At 52.3% G+C, this 15940-nt stretch carries 12 protein-coding genes; 7 read left to right on the forward strand and 5 right to left on the reverse strand.

All coding sequences use genetic code 11. The features are described from left to right. Positions 1 to 20 precede the first annotated feature (20 nt). Genes AC3WQT_RS03505 through AC3WQT_RS03515 form a run of 3 tightly spaced genes read right to left on the reverse strand, consistent with a single transcriptional unit; the run spans position 21 to position 3491 of the window. A complete protein-coding gene (locus AC3WQT_RS03505) occupies positions 21 to 992 on the reverse strand; it encodes a UbiA family prenyltransferase (RefSeq protein WP_492702299.1) in 972 nt (323 codons plus the stop codon). After that, positions 989 to 2209 (reverse strand): metabolite traffic protein EboE, encoded by a 1221-nt coding sequence (gene eboE, locus AC3WQT_RS03510; protein ID WP_492702301.1) that lies wholly within the window; start codon positions 2207 to 2209, stop codon positions 989 to 991. The genes AC3WQT_RS03505 and eboE overlap by 4 nt, the downstream gene beginning before the upstream one ends. A gap of 13 nt (positions 2210 to 2222) precedes the next feature. Next, positions 2223 to 3491: a 3-dehydroquinate synthase gene (locus AC3WQT_RS03515; RefSeq protein ID WP_492702303.1), complete on the reverse strand. Its 1269-nt coding sequence runs from the start codon at positions 3489 to 3491 to the stop codon at positions 2223 to 2225. A gap of 391 nt (positions 3492 to 3882) precedes the next feature. Here AC3WQT_RS03515 and AC3WQT_RS03520 point away from each other — a divergent pair, with 391 nt between their 5' ends. From AC3WQT_RS03520 to AC3WQT_RS03530, 3 genes are all read left to right on the forward strand, one after another. Beyond that, positions 3883 to 5289: an alkaline phosphatase family protein gene (locus AC3WQT_RS03520; RefSeq protein ID WP_492702305.1), complete on the forward strand. Its 1407-nt coding sequence runs from the start codon at positions 3883 to 3885 to the stop codon at positions 5287 to 5289. A gap of 23 nt (positions 5290 to 5312) precedes the next feature. After that, entirely contained in the window at positions 5313 to 6434 is a 1122-nt protein-coding gene (locus AC3WQT_RS03525) for a TatD family hydrolase (RefSeq protein ID WP_492702307.1), read from the forward strand. Between the two features lie 102 nt (positions 6435 to 6536). Then, positions 6537 to 9311 (forward strand): tetratricopeptide repeat protein, encoded by a 2775-nt coding sequence (locus AC3WQT_RS03530; protein WP_492702309.1) that lies wholly within the window; start codon positions 6537 to 6539, stop codon positions 9309 to 9311. 118 nt (positions 9312 to 9429) lie between these two features. Here AC3WQT_RS03530 and AC3WQT_RS03535 read toward each other — a convergent pair whose 3' ends face one another. Beyond that, entirely contained in the window at positions 9430 to 10008 is a 579-nt protein-coding gene (locus tag AC3WQT_RS03535) for a 5-formyltetrahydrofolate cyclo-ligase (protein ID WP_492702311.1), read from the reverse strand. Between the two features lie 33 nt (positions 10009 to 10041). Between AC3WQT_RS03535 and AC3WQT_RS03540 the strand changes: the two genes are divergently transcribed. The 4 genes from AC3WQT_RS03540 (at position 10042) to AC3WQT_RS03555 (ending at position 14770) form a co-directional block, all read left to right on the forward strand. Further along, complete coding sequence (locus tag AC3WQT_RS03540) at positions 10042 to 12000, forward strand: lytic transglycosylase domain-containing protein (protein ID WP_492702313.1); 1959 nt, start codon at positions 10042 to 10044, stop codon at positions 11998 to 12000. Positions 12001 to 12018: 18 nt separating this feature from the next. After that, on the forward strand, positions 12019 to 12732 hold the full coding sequence (locus AC3WQT_RS03545) for a glutathione S-transferase family protein (protein WP_492702315.1): 714 nt from the start codon (positions 12019 to 12021) through the stop codon (positions 12730 to 12732). Positions 12733 to 12755: 23 nt separating this feature from the next. Next, the gene (locus AC3WQT_RS03550) at positions 12756 to 13949 is read left to right on the forward strand and encodes a multifunctional CCA addition/repair protein (protein WP_492702317.1); all 1194 of its coding nucleotides are present in this window, start codon (positions 12756 to 12758) and stop codon (positions 13947 to 13949) included. Between the two features lie 134 nt (positions 13950 to 14083). Next, positions 14084 to 14770, forward strand: coding sequence for a GNAT family N-acetyltransferase (locus AC3WQT_RS03555; protein WP_492702319.1), 687 nt, complete (start codon positions 14084 to 14086; stop codon positions 14768 to 14770). Positions 14771 to 15354: 584 nt separating this feature from the next. Here AC3WQT_RS03555 and AC3WQT_RS03560 read toward each other — a convergent pair. Continuing rightward, the gene (locus AC3WQT_RS03560) at positions 15355 to 15858 is read right to left on the reverse strand and encodes an Lrp/AsnC family transcriptional regulator (RefSeq protein ID WP_492702321.1); all 504 of its coding nucleotides are present in this window, start codon (positions 15856 to 15858) and stop codon (positions 15355 to 15357) included. Positions 15859 to 15940: the final 82 nt, after the last annotated feature.

Here is a 15940-nt window from a genome sequence, read left to right on the forward strand (position 1 = left end):
GGCAGCCTTCAAATGATGGATCAGGTTCCGGGAATGACACGTTGCAAAACCCTGGTCATGACAAAGGCACACAGGCAAAACGTTACGGCAGCAACACCACCACCGGCGATGGCTATCACCAGCGCATCCAGCAAGGAAGTTGCCGCAATCAATTGCGCCACAGCCTTGGGTACCGCACCCGCGATATGACGGGTGATCAGCAAGCGCACAGCAATAATGTCAGCCATGATCAGGGCCAGCAACATCAATAAAGCCAGGCCACCATCAGCCCAACTGGTGACAGAACGGCTGCCATACAAAAGTACGGGCAGGGCCAGTATCAGCAAGGGCCACAGACTGCCCAGGCGATTCAGGCTCTCTTGTTTTGCTGCATAAGTCAGCCCGACCACATGCGCCCAGATAGCGAGTGCCGCCAGCACCACGGTGGTATTCACCAGCACGGTATTTGTCAAAGGCAGGCTGCTGCCAGCATTAAGCAAATTATCATCGGCCACGTTACCGGTGATAACCATGGCACTGGCCGCGGCTGCAAAATACACGAGAGCGCGGCACAGACCCATGATCAGCGGACTAAGCGGATTCCCCTTGTGCCAGACGTTGTACAGCAAGATGGTGGCTGCCAGTGCGCAACCGCAAACGATGGCCCAGGTGCCGTAGTAACTGAGTATGGCAATGCCCGCAACCTGCAAGACAAAGCCGATGGCAAACACTGCCCTGGCGCTGATCTGACCTGAGGGAATGGGGCGCCCCGGTCTTTCGCGGGCATCGATTTCGCGGTCAAAGGCATCATTCAGATACATGCCCGCGCAGTAAAAAAAAGAAATCGCCAACATGACCAATAAGGTATGCATGGGGGACAAGGGGCGGCCAGTAATGCTGCCAGCAACGATGGCACCTGCCAGCACATTGGTCCATACCGTAGGCAGGTTGGACACCCGACCCAGCCGCAAATAAATACCCATGCGGCTGTTGTTCATGACTAAAGTATTCATGTCAGCAGTTCTTTCATGATAAAGCTCAGCTCACGCGCAATCGCGTGGGCTTTGGATTCAGTTTTTAAATGTGCGGGCAAGACATCCCAGGTATAGGTTTCGACTTCAAGATGACCGGAAAGATCTTGCCTGCGCAAAGCTTGCAGAGTCGCCAGCAAATCAGTCCTGGTTGAACCCAGTGTTGAACTCAATTGCTCTTCACTGTCCCAGAATATCGGTACATGGCAGTGCACACGCCATTCACCATCAGCCTGACCAGCCTGATAAGCAGCCAGCGCAGCAGGCAGGTCGGTATAGCGCTGCAAGCTATCCTGATTCTGGACCACGACCTGGTGCAAATACACGCCATCATCAAAACGCCGCAGTTCATTCACCATGTCAGCATGCATGACAGGGATGCGCAAGGCGCAGGACAACTGTATCTTGGGTATGCGTATGCCCAGATCGGTCAAAGTTTGCATTGCACTGACAGGATCTTCAAATTCGACAGCCGCATGGCAAACGTCATAGCAGACACCCAGATGACGGCGCATCAGACGGGCGGCTTGCGCTTCTGTACAGGTGCATAATTCTGCCAGCTTGCTTATACTGTCCTGTGCCCACAACTGGCCACAAAAAAAGGCCGTGGTCTCAGCCATGGTTTCAAGAAAGCAGCAAGGTTCTGGTTCCAATGCCAGGGCTATGCATTTTTCACTTTGTTGTTCCAACTGGGCCAGCATGGCAACCGCCTCTATGAGCTGATCGACAATTTGCTGCTGCGCATACTCTGTTTGCGTTTCAGATTTGAATGCACCGGGGACAGTGGAAATACTGCCCTCCATACCGTCAGGCAAGAGCTGGCTCAAAATCAATGCGCATTGCCTGGTATAGCGCAAGCGCTCTTCATCGCGCCAGTCAGGCAGATAGACTTGTTCTTTCACTCTGACCGTATGAAATGGTCCATAAGGAAAGGCGTTGATGGTGAATACATAGGCATCCAGCCTTTGCAGTTGCGCCTTGAATTCTTGCAAGACTACAGGCCTGGCCAGACTATCGGCAGCGATGGCTGACAGGCGCAAACCTATGCCAAAAGCTTGGCCATCAACAAGCTCCAATTTCTTCCTGAGTACTGGAATAGTTTCATCCAGGCTGACCACTACTTCATCCCAGCTTTCGCCCGCATGTATATTCGTGCAGTAAGTCAAATGCACGTTTTGCGGTGGCAGGGATAATTGCATGTCAGCCTCTTCTTCAACTCAACATGCCAGCCATGGCAGGCTGTAAATCTGCAGTCGAATTTACATGCAGATTTTGCAGCCAGTCTATCGCTGAGCGCACCCGTTCTGCATCCATTTCATGCACTTCTACACCACTGCCTATGGCCGCCAGCAGGGTGATGGTTAACTCCCCCCCAAGATGTTCACGGAATTCTTTGAGGCCCTGTAGAACCAGTAATTCACTTTGCGCATCTTGCGCCAGTAATTGTGGATGCCACAAATCAAAACCCAGTTGCGTCAGCAAATGATGGATGCGCGCGTCTTCACCGGCGGGCAACAAACCCGCCAGGCAGGAATAACGCGCATCCAGCGCCAGACCTATGGCAACCGCCTCGCCATGCGATAAAGCATGTGCAGTCAGACGCTCAAGCTTGTGAGCAACCCAGTGTCCATAATCCAGTGGCCGCGCCGAGCCGCTTTCAAAAGGGTCACCGCCATGCGCAATCTGGTGCATGTGCAGACTCGCGGATCGGGCAATGACGGCATTCAACACTACGCTGTCAAATGCCGCAAGCGCGGACAACTGCTTTTCCATCATCAGGAAAAATGCATGGTCACGTATCAGGGCAACCTTGACGGCCTCTGCCAGCCCCGCACGCTTTTCACGGGCGGGCAAGATATCAATAAAGCGCGCATCATTGACGACAGCCCAGGGCGGCGCAAAGGTGCCGATGAGATTTTTTTGTCCCTGCCAGTTAACCGCATTTTTGACACCCACACCACTATCATCCTGCGCCAGCACGGTAGTCGGGAAGCGTATATGCCGCACGCCGCGATGAAAGATCGCCGAGGCATAGCCCACCGCATCCAGCACGGCCCCACCGCCGATGGCAATGGAATAGGAATGCCGGTCTATCGCGCGTTCAGATAGCGCCTGCAATAGCCTTTCCACCAGGGCAGGATCATTCTTGCAGGCCTCGCCACCGGGCATCATGAAGATGTCACCGATCAATTCCATGGCTTCATGATGGAAGCGTATATAAGTCCTGATTTGCTCGGCAAGGCCGGGCATGGCCCTGGCTACACCTTCATCCAGGAAAATGGCAATGCGATGGCAGCGTTGCGGTTCACGCAAAGTGATCACTGCACGAAAATCGGGATTGGCAATATCAAAGGCATCGCGGGTCGATACCACAGGGAAGGAATAATCGACGCGTACATGTTGCTGTTGCCAGGTACCACGCAAGGCTGCTGGTGCTGTCACCTCCAGATCGGGCAAGCTGTTCAGTTCAGCCAATTTCACGATAAATCCTCTCCATGGGTATCCATTTCCAGTTTGCTGTCGTGCCTGAATGCGCCTTGCTGAAAATGATTATAAAACTGATATGCATTTATTTGCAAATTTACAAATCCGCCAAACAACAAATTTGATTCCCCAATAGCAGATGTCACAGATTTAATTGCAATATACGAACGCAAATATTGAAACATTATTGCAAATTAATCAATGCTTATTTTGAAACAAATGTTTAAATACTCACCCTTAGTGAAATTAATTAAAAAGAAACATTTATTCATTAAACTGTGGTTGCAATTAACTGCAGGTTAAGATGATAATCAGGCAACAAGCTAATCTGGATCCCACGGCTTCCACGTATGCGCCTTTGCACAAATCATGTTTTTCACCTTAGCGAATGACAAAAGACAGCCCCATGCAAGCCTTGCTGATATTGAATATAGTTGGACTGACACCGCGCCTGCTGGGGGCATATACCCCCAGGCTCAAAGCCTTTGTTGAGCAGGGCAAACTGCTGCCTTTACAAACGGTGACGCCCGCCGTCACCTGTACTGTGCAGGCAACACTGATGACGGGACTGGCACCACTGCAACATGGCATCGTCGGCAATGGCTGGCTGTTCCGCGACCTGGCAGAAATCTGGTTCTGGCGACAATCCAATAAACTCGTGGCGGGAGAAAAAATCTGGGAAGCGGGCAAGGCGCGTGACCCCAAGTTCACTTGCGCGAATTTGTGCTGGTGGTACAACATGGCATCCAGCCATGATTACGGCATTACCCCTCGCCCTATCTACAAGGCAGATGGCCGCAAGCTGCCGGACTGCTATACGACTCCGCCAGACTGGCGCGCAGAACTGACAAAAAAACTGGGGGCTTTCCCCTTGTTCCAATTCTGGGGACCGGCTACTACGATCAAATCCAGCCGCTGGATAGCCGATGCCGCCAAACTGGCGATCAGCGATAAAGACCCAACCCTGACCATGGTGTACCTGCCGCATTTGGACTATGACTTGCAAAGGCACGGGCCAGACCTGACTAATCCCGCAGTACAACAGTCGCTGCGTGAAATTGATGAAGTGGCTGGTGATCTCATTGCCCATGCGCAACAGGCTGGCCGTCGCGTCATGGTCTTGTCTGAATATGGCATTACTGCCGTTGACCAATCTGTGCACCTGAACCGCATCTTGCGCGAAGCAGGCTACCTGGTCGTGCGTGAAGAAGATGGTGCTGAATTGCTGGACCCTATCGCCTCCAGTGCTTATGCCGTGGCAGATCATCAGTTTGCCCATGTGTATATTTCCAGGCCGGAACTGATCGCCCCCGTGCGCAGGTTGCTCAGCAATGTCGCTGGCGTAGAAACAATCTGGGCTGGCAGTGAGCGGGCAGAGATAGGGCTGGATCACCCGCGTTCTGGCGAACTGGTGGTGATGGCAGACAAGCGCTCGTGGTTCACTTACTATTACTGGCAAGACGATGCACTCGCGCCCGATTTTGCACGCACGGTAGAAATACACCGCAAACCCGGCTATGACCCCGCTGAGCTGTTTGTCGATAAGAATATCCGCTTCCCCAAACTGGCAGTGGCATGGCGGCTGGGCAAGCGCATGCTGGGTTTCCGCAGCCTGATGAACGTCATTGGCCTCGATGCCAGCCTGGTCAAAGGCTCGCATGGCAGGCCGGTGGATGATGTGGCCGATGGTCCTTTGCTGATACTGGATAAGGTTGTGGCAGATGACAGGAATGATGTCCATGCAGCAGATATCAAGGACATCGCTTTAAAAATCATGTTTGAAGATCATGTTTGAAAATACGAATCAGGAGCAGGCAAATGAACGAGAATGGAACGAACCCAGGTAATTACCCAGGCAACTTCGTCGCCGACAGCACGATAGTCGATGAAATGTTTTCTGACCGTGCAGTGACCTGCCCCTGCTGCAATGGCACGATCACGCCCCAGATGCTGCAAAACCTGCTTGCCCAGGCCGGGCAACTGCAACAGGGGCAGGCAGCATTCCGTCAATTGCCCAGCGGTGGCAATGGCATGATGATAGACCCGCATGCACACATGATCGCCCGCACTACCGATGATTATGAAGCCATGGCCAGGGCCGGTATTGTCGCTGTCATAGAACCGGCTTTCTGGCTGGGGCAATTGCGTACCAATGTAGGCAGTTTCATCGATTATTTTTCTACCATCACCGGCTTTGAGCGTTTTCGCGCCGGGCAGTTTGGCATACGCCATTATTGCGCAATCGGCCTCAACCCCAAAGAAGCGAATAACCCGGCACTGGCAGAAGCGGTGCTCGACATCATGCCACGCTATCTCGGCAAGGAAGGTGTGGTGGCACTCGGTGAAATTGGCTACGACGAGCAGACCGAACTTGAAGACAAAGCCCTGCGTGCACAAATCGCCATGGCGCTGGAATTTGAACTGCCCATCATGATACACACGCCACACCGTGACAAGAAACGCGGCACCACCCGAACCATGGATGTGCTGGAGGAATGTGGCTTTGATCCGGCCCGTTGCGTCATCGACCACAATAATGAAGAAACCGTGCAAGAGGTACTGGACCGCGGCTATTGGTGCGCCTTCACGATTTACCCATCCACCAAGATGGGTAATGAAAGGCTGTCTGACATCGTCAAGCAGTATGGCCCTGAACGCATCATCGTCAACTCTGCCTGTGACTGGGGCGTGTCTGACCCACTGGCTGTACCCAAATCAGCCCGCCTGATGGCCAGCCGTGGCATCTCTGCCGAAGTCATCCACAAAGTGGTGTATGCCAATGCCTTGTCCGTCTACGGTCTGAACCAGGAAATGCAGGAAGCCCACTGGTGCCAGCCAGCCAGGATAGACCAGCGTACTCTGTATAGTGGCAATTCAGTCTTGCGCGGACAAACGCCGAGGGTAGATGAAGAGGTGTTGAATCCGGATATCATTCGCTGAGCAATCCGGGAGCTCGCCGTCTGCTTAATTCGATTTGCCGCCAGTAACGCTGATTACTGGTTAAAATACTTGAACTTGAGACCAACCAGACGACCAGCTCCCATGTTGAAATGGCTTAAAAACACTTTTTCAAAGTCAACAGAATCTTCCCAACAACAGCCTGTAGAAGCCGTTGCTGAGCAACGTGCTCCGGCATCTGCGCCCGTACCCCCGACCGGACAAAACACCCCAGTTGCATCGACGACTACTGTCATGCTGGCAGACGAGCAGAATGCCATTGCTATTGCTTATCAAAAACTGGGGCTGGATCCGGCAGAAAACCTGCCCGTCAATATCCTGGCTGACAGACTGTATGAGAGATTGCTCTTGCCAGATGCCGAAGCGCTGTACCGCCTGGTCTTGCAAGCCAGACCAGAGTCGCTGGAAACCTGGATCAATCTGGGCCTGACACTGGATGGCCAGTCACGCTTTGCCGAATCCGTGCAGTGTTACCAGCACGTTATTGCCCAGCAAGCGGACCATACCATTGCCTGCTTCAATCTTGCTGTCAGCCTCTCACTCATGGGCAAAAATTCCGAGGCAGAACAGGCGTACTCGCGTGCGCTGGAAATCAACCCGAAATTGACGCATGCGCACTTCAATCTTGGCCTGTTATTGCAACAACGTGACGATCTTGCCGGGGCAGTACGACATTACGAAGAATTACTTAAACTGGACACCCAGCACTACTACGGCTATTGCAACCTGGGCATGATACATGCGAGCCAGGGACGCATGACAGAGGCAGAATCCTGTTTCCAAAAAGCGATTGCCGCGCAACCTGAATTGGTGAATGCCGATTTTTTCCTGATCAACCTGTATCAGCAGCTGGGCAGGCAGGCCGATGCTGAAACCTTGCTGCAAAATCTCTGCCAACGCCAACCGGATAATGCCAGTGCCCGTGACAGTCTGCTGAACCTGTATATGCAACAACGGCGTTTTGCTGATGCGGCAAACATCTACAGGCAGATGATCAGCCAGGCACCGGCTGAACCGCTTCATCACTATAACCTTGCGGTTGTACTCAAGGAACAGGGCCTGGTTGAGGATGCCATACAACATTATCAGCAGGCAATACAACTCAAACCAGATTTCACAGAAGCACATGGCAATCTTGGCGTGATTTTGCAGGCGCAGGGCAAATTAAAAGAGGCGCAAGCCAGCTATCAGCGCAGTCTCGAATGCAATCCTTGCTTCAGTATCGCCCTGAACAATCTTGCCCATATTTACAGCGGTACCGGACAGGTCGCCCAGGCAGAAGCAAATTACCGCAAAGCGCTCGCGCTTGAACCTGGCAATGCAGATCATCATGGCAATCTGGGGCGTTTGCTATCCGAACAAAAACGCTATGCGGAAGCTGAGGCCTGTTATCAGCAGGCACTCAAACTCAATCCCGATTCCTTCACTGTCCTGCATGACTATGGCAAGTTGCATATGTTGTTTAGCCGGTTTACCGCGGCACACAAGTGCTTTCAACAGGCGATCAAGCTCAAGCCAGATTTTGCCGATGTATATAACAGCCTGGGTGCCCTGTTTGATGACCAGGGCATGATCGCCGAAGCGGTGGATGCTTATCGCCTTGCGCTGGAATACCGCCCGAATTTTTCTGAAGCCTATGGCAATCTGCTATTCGCCCTGAACTATCACCCTGACCTGAGTGCAGAAGAAATTTTTGCTGCTTACCGTGAATATGAACAGCGCTTTGCGGCGCCGCTATATCAATTGCAGCGCCCTCATACAAATAGCAAGACAGCTGATCGTCGCCTGAAAATAGGCTATGTCTCACCTGATTTGCGCCAGCATCCGGTACAGTATTTTCTTGAGCCACTGCTCGCTCATCACGACAAGAGCAAATTCGAGATTTATGCCTATTCTGAACTCCAGACTGAAGATGCTGTATCCGCACGCTATCGCGGCTATGCCGATCATTGGGTATCGACTTCACATTTAAGTGATGACGTACTGGCAGACCAAATCCGTGCTGATGGCATAGACATACTGATAGACCTGGCCGGGCACACTGGCAATAACCGTCTGCGGGTGTTCGCCCGCAAACCGGCACCGATATCCCTGTCCTGGCTCGGTTATGGCTACACGACCGGTTTGCAGGCCATCGATTATTTTCTGGCAGACTCATGCACGGCCCCGCACCGGACAGAAGCCCTGTTTGCAGAAAAAATCTGGCGTGTCGATAGCCCCGTATTTGCCTACCGGCCCAAGGATGGCATGGGTCCAGTCTCTACCCTGCCAGCTCTGAAAAATGGCTATATCACGCTAGGCACACTAAGCCGTGCAGTACGCATCAATCACAAAGTCATGCATGCCTGGGCAAAAATATTGCAACGACTGCCAAATGCCAGGCTGGTGATAGACAGCAGCAACTTCAGTGATACTGCCATGCGCACCGCCTTTGAAGATAAATTTGCGGCGCTGGGCATAAGCAAAAATCGCCTGCAGATAGGCGTCCATAGCCCGCCATGGGATGTACTAAGGGGGATAGACATAGGCCTGGATTGCTTCCCGCATAATTCTGGCACAACCCTGTTTGAAACCCTGTATATGGGTGTGCCCTTTGTGACCCTGCTGGGTCGCCCCGGCGTTGGTGGTATAGGCAGCAGCATACTGGAAGGCCTGGGACGACCAGAATGGATAGCCCGTACAGAAGAGGAGTATGTAGAAAAAGTCGTCAGCCTGGCATCCAATCCAGACTATCTGAACACCTTGCGTTTGAGCCAGCGCAGCCAGATGCAAAACAGCAAGCTCATGGATGAACCCGGTTTTTGCCGCAAGCTGGAAGCAGCTTACCGCGCCATGTGGCAAACCTGGTGTGAAAAATAAGGCCTGTCTTAATTTAAGAGGCTGTTGCGAAATTAAGGTGGCCAGGCGTCACCGACGCAGACAGTGCTTCAGTACGGCAAGGAGGCGCAACAACGCCAGGTTAATTTCGCAACAGCCTCTAAGCCTTAATGATGAAATCCATCGCAATATCATGCGGCTCTGAGGCAAATTCAGCCTCAGTGCAGGCGTAGGCGATACCTATCGCCGTAGGACGTGGGCTGGCTGCCAGAGTACGGTCATAAAAACCGCCGCCATAGCCCAGCCTATAGCCTGCTTTATTCCAGCCCAGGCAGGGAATAATCAGGACCGACGGTTGGCTGACCAGCCTGCCATGCGCGGGGATGGCGATACCGTAGCTATCGACCGTCATGACATCTCCGGCTTGCCAGTCAAGAAAACTCAAGGCCATGTCCTTGCCTGTCACCAGTGGCAAGGCCAGGTGCAAGCCGCTATCCAGCAATTGCTGGTAACAGGGGCGCAAATCCGGTTCAGCCTGTATCGGCCAATATACCCCCAGGCTGGCTGGCTTGTTTTGCCTGTACCATGCAAGTAATTGTCTTCCGATCTCAGTATCCAGCGCCAGTTTTTGATCTGCCGTCATATCCAGGCGTTTTTTGCGTAAAAGCTTGCGCAATTCAGAACGACTTTGCGCTGTTTCAACGATGACTTTGTGTTCGCTATTCTTGGGCTGTGTCATACTGTCAGAAATGTAATCTCAAACTGTTAAAAGATGTCTGTGAAAAAAAGTTTAGCTGGTCTTAGCCTGATGATCTTAGCAGGTTTCGCAACAAGTCCTTTCGCCTACGCAGCACCGGCGAAGAGGGGCCTGATTGCCAATGATGATGACCGCTTCATGGCCTTGCGCGATGCGGCTTTCCATGATGATGCCGCCAGTGCCGAGCAATATGCTGCGACACTGAAGAATTATGACATCCCTTCCTATGTCGATTATTACCGCATACGGGCGCGCCTGGTAAAAACCAGCAATAACGAATTCCGTGAATTTATTAGCAAGTATGAAGGTAGCGCGATTGCTGACCGGCTGCGTAATGACTGGTTGTTATTGCTGGGCAGACGCGGTGAGTGGGACTTGTTCGATCAGCAATACCCGCAATTTGTCGTTGCTGATGATAATCAGTTGCGCTGCTATTCCCTGCTATCGAAAGCCATGAAGCAACAGAAAGTGGCGACCGAAGCACGCAACTTGCTCAATAGCCCACGCGATTATGGCGAAGGCTGTCATGCCCTGGTAACTTATCTGGCCACAACTGGACAATTCAACCAGTATGATTTGTGGGCGCAAATGCGCATGGCAGCAGAAAACGGTGCCACACCATTGGCGCAACGTATGGGCAAACTGCTCAATGTGCCAGAAAAACAAGTCGCAGAAGTCATCGACAAACCCGCTGGCCTGTTGAAAAAAGCACCCGATGCCGGACATGCTGCGCATGAGCTCTACCTGATTGCCCTTGGTCGCCTGGCAAAAACTGATCATGAACAGGCTGCGGCTACACTAAGTCGTCATGCAGCCCTGTTCACTGATAATGAACGCGCCTTGGGCTGGGCCCAGATCGCCATGCAGGCTGCCTTGAAACTGGAGCCAGAAGCATTAGGCTATTGGCAAAAAAGCGAAGCTGCCCCCTTAACGGTGGAGGCTTACCAATGGCGTACCCGCACGGCCTTGCGTGAACTTGACTGGAAGCTGGTGAAATCCAGTATCACCGCCATGCCTGCCAACCTGAAAAGCGATCCAACCTGGGTTTATTGGTATGGCCGTGCCCTGAAGGCAGAAGGCAAGAACGAAGAAGCGCGCGCGCAGTTTGCCAGCATCGCCGATCAGTTGCATTTCTATGGCCAGCTCGCGCTCGAAGAGCAGGGTCAAAAAATAGGTTTACCAGCGACCGTCAAGCCATTGACGCCAGAAGAACTGGCACCAATGGAAAGAAACCCCAACCTGCAAAGGGCGTTGAGGTTTTACACCATGAATTTGCGCTTTGAAGGCACGCGTGAATGGAATTGGGAATTGCGCAAGATGAGCGAACGCCAGCATCTGGCGGCAGCTGAACTGGCCAGGCAAAACAATTTGCTTGACCGCATGGTGAATACCTCGGATCGCACCAAGGGTGAACTGGATTTCAGCCAGCGCTACCCCACACCATTCAACGACAGCATGTACAAGACTACCCAGGCACTGGGTATGGACATGGCCTGGGTGTATGGCTTGATACGCCAGGAATCACGCTTCATCATGAATGCCAAGTCACATGTGGGTGCATCTGGTCTCATGCAATTGATGCCGGCAACAGCGCGTTATGTAGCCAAGAAAATTGGCCTGGGTAATTTTGTGCCCAACCAGGTCAATGATGTGGAAACCAATATTGCCCTGGGCACAAATTATCTGAACATGGTCTTGACTGACCTGGGTGGCTCGCAAGCATTGGCATCAGCTGCCTATAATGCTGGCCCTGGCCGTCCGCGCGCCTGGCGTTCCAAGCTCAGCAAGCCGGTGGAGGGAGCTATTTTTGCCGAGACGATTCCTTTCAACGAAACCCGAGGATATGTCAAAAACGTCTTGTCGAATGCGACTTACTACGCCGCCCTGTTCGAGAAAAAACCGCAATCACTGAAGACACGCCTGGGCGTCGTCGTGCCCAAGGGCATGACTGCTGGCGACCCTGATCTTCCTTAATTTTCAAGTGTAGACATCATGCAAGATACAGAAATGCAACCTGCCCTGGCCGCCATGCTGGATCAGCACCGTGCTGGTTTGCGCCTGGTGATAGGGAATAAAAATTACTCGTCCTGGTCCATGCGCCCCTGGGTGCTGATGAAGGCATTTGGCATCCCCTTTGAAGAAATACGCATACTGCTGAACCAGCCAGACACCACCAACCGTATCGCCGAATATTCTGCCGCTGGTCGCGTGCCTGTCTTGCTGGCGGGTGAAATCACGATATGGGATTCATTGGCGATTTGCGAATACCTGGCCGAACAATTTTCCATACTCAACCTATGGCCGGAAGATGTGGCAGCCAGAGCAACCGCACGCAGCATCTGCGCCGAAATGCATTCCGGTTTTTCTTCGCTGCGCTTTGACATGCCCATGAATATCCGCGCAGACCTGTTTGGCAAGGGACGTACCATAGGTTCACAGGCAGACATAGGGCGCATCAGTGAAATCTGGGAAGATTGCCTGGCCCTGTATGGAGCGCATGAATTCCTGTTTGGTGCATTCTCTATCGCCGATGCATTCTATGCTCCAGTCGTGATGCGCTTCCGCACCTATGGTGTATCGCTGGCACCGGCCCTGCAAGCCTATGCTGACCGCGTCATCGCCCACCCTGCAGTAGCCCTGTGGGTCAGGGAAGCCTTAATGGAAACTGAAAACATGCCCGGCCATGACAGCCGCCATGGTGATTGAGCGCTAGCTCTGCAAAGACATAGATGAAGACATACATCGTAGGCGGTGCCGTGCGCGATGCCTTGCTGGGCTTCCCTGTACAAGACCGTGATTTTGTCGTGGTTGGTGCCACACCTGAAGACATGCTGGCAAAAGGATTTCTGCCGGTTGGCAAGGACTTCCCGGTATTTCTGCACCCCAAAACCCATGAAGAATATGCCCTGGCCCGCACCGAACGCAAGACCGCTGCCGGTTACAAGGGTTTTGTATTTCATACCGATGCGGAAGTCACGCTGGAACAGGATCTGATACGGCGCGACCTCAGCATCAATGCCATGGCCCAGGATGATGATGGCAATATCATCGACCCTTACGGCGGCTTGCAGGATCTGAAGAACCGCGTATTCCGTCATGTATCAATGGCGTTTTGCGAAGACCCGGTACGCATCTTGCGCCTGGCCCGCTTCGCTGCCCGTTTTGCCACGCCACCAAATGATTTCAGCGTAGCACAAGAAACTACCGCGCTGATGCAAACCATGGTAACTGCCGGTGAAGTCGATGCCCTCGTGGCAGAACGCGTATGGCAAGAAATTTCACGTGGCTTGATGGAAGCACGTCCTTCACGCATGTTTGAAGTCTTGCGCAGTTGCGGTGCGCTGCAAAGGCTGTTGCCTGAGCTTGATGTCTTATGGACTATCCCCGCAGCAAATCACTCCAGCAAGGCTGAACAATTGATGAGCTTGCTGGATGCCACGGCACAAACAGGCCAACCCTTGACGACACGCTATGCCGTGTTATTGCATGACCTGCTTGCTGTTCAAACGGACGGACAAGTTATCATTGCACAGGAAAAACAGCGCATGGCACTGGCCGATGCCATCAGCCAGCGACTGAAAGTGCCGGCAGAATGCCGCGACCTCTCTGTCATGCTGGCGCGTGAGCATTTGCGCATTAAAGATGCCGCATCACTGTCCGCTGCTGACGTCATAGATTTGCTGGGACGCTGCGATGCTTACCGCAAGCCCCAGCGCTTCCATGAATTATTAAGTGCCGTAGCTTGCCTGTATGCTCAGGCAGACACTGCATATGTGCCACAAATCCAACTCAGCAAAGCGCTGGAAGTGGCACAGCAAGTCAATGGGGGTGAGATAGCCAACCTGCATGTCAATAATCCAGCACAGATTCCCGTGGAGATACGGGCAGCCAGGATTGCAGCGCTAGGGGCCAAAAACAGTTAAATTCAGTTAAATTTAGTTAAAATGAAGAGAATAGAAGTTTTATTCTCAAAACTTGGGCTTTTCTGGAATAATCCGCATAGATCAACTACAATGCATTGTGCACTGCACAAAAAGGCTACCCATAAGGAGCTGCTATGAATGCGTCAGATATTTTTCCAGAAGATCCCAATCACTTGTTAGATTCAGCAAAAAAATCATCCAAATCCACAGTTTTCGTCAAAGAACTGTCAGAAAAGGACAGGCATCGCATCATGAAACACTTTCTTGGCCTTGAAGAAAGTGACCGCTTACTGCGTTTCGGTACTTACTTGCCGGATGCGATGATAGAAAAATATGTAGACGGTATCGATTTCTCCCGCGACAAGGTATTTGGCGTCATCAGCCATCATTTCCGCATTGTCGGCGTCGGCCACCTGGCCTATGCCCCACGCGCAGAAGATGACGAGGCTACAGACAAAGACAAAGTCGCCGAATTTGGCGTTTCCGTCTCCAGTTCTGCCCGTGGCAAAGGCATAGGTTCCAAACTGTTTGAACGCGGCGCCATCCACTGTCGCAATGACGATGTTGACACCCTGTACATGCATTGCCTGTCATCGAACCAAACCATGATACACATCGCCAAAAAAGCCGGCATGGAAATCCACCGCGCCTACGGCGAAGCCGACGCCTACCTCAAACTCATGCCAGCAGACGCCGCCAGCGTACTCAAGGAAGCCATGCAAGAACAGGTAGCAGCGATTGATTACAGCATCAAGGCAAATACCCGCGCTGCTGCCAAATGGCTGAGTAATTTGCCGGGGATGAAGGATAGCTCCAAGTAGTTGAGCTAAAGCATCTCACCACGGTCACACTGAGATCAGAGAAAGTTGCAAGGAGAACAAAAACTGACTTCTTTGTATCCAGTTCGTTGATTAATCCAACCCAACGAATCTCGTTTGCAAGTCGCATTGACGTTGCTTTTGACTGTTGCAGTTCCCATGTGTCGACGCCGTTTGTGCGGTACAGAAAATGGAAATAGAAGAGCCGCTGTTTGAGGTGTAGCAGGGGTTTCGGGCAGCATGCTGCCCGCCTGCGTAACGGCTAATCGCTTGCAAGCGATTGTGCGCCCTGCAAGGGAAGCGAGTTTCGGATCTTCCCATTTTTTGTGCTGCACAAACGGGAACCCCCTTTAGGGGGCGACGACGCCTGGGTCGCCTTTCTTTGAATACGTTCTTTGGCGACGCAAAGAAAGTATTTCGGCTGCCGGGCCGAGACCCGGCTTGTGTCCACGAAGAGCAAGCGTTTTAATCAAAGTATGGCAAGGCAACGAACGCCGCTAGACACCGAGCCTATGCTGGAGCGACGATTTGAAGGCTAAATATATAAAATGTCGCTGTCAGCACATCCCTCAAAAAAACCGCTACCCTTACGCCCCCACCACCACCGGCAATGCCGTCGTATCCTTAATCTGCTGCAAGGCAAAACTAGACTTCACATCCAGCACAGCAGGATGACGCAACAGCGTCTCCATCATAAAACGTGAAAAGTGATTCATGTCTTCCACATGCACACGCAAGAGATAATCCATTTCTCCCGTCATCGCATAACAGGCCACCACCTCAGGCCACTGCCCTACCGAGGCCGAAAAATCATCGCGCGGTGAGCGCGAAGCACCCTTGCCAGGATTATCGCTATGCTTTTCCAGGCGCACATTGACATAAGCGAGCAAACCCAGGCCTATCTTGGCCGGTTCCAGCAAGGCAACATATTTGCGGATGACACCGCTATCTTCCAGGCGCTTGATGCGCCGCAAACAAGGGGAAGGTGAGAGATTGACACGCTCTGCCACTTCCTGATTGGTCAGCCTGCCATCGGCCTGCAAAATCGCCAGTATCTTGCGGTCTATCTTATCCAGTTCAACTTCAAGCATAATCTGCTCCATACTAAATAAATTAAGCAATATTATTGCTCAAATTGATAATCCATTGGGTTATTTTGCAATTATATGGCGC

The sequence above is a fragment of the Undibacterium sp. FW305-107 genome, from assembly GCF_058788535.1.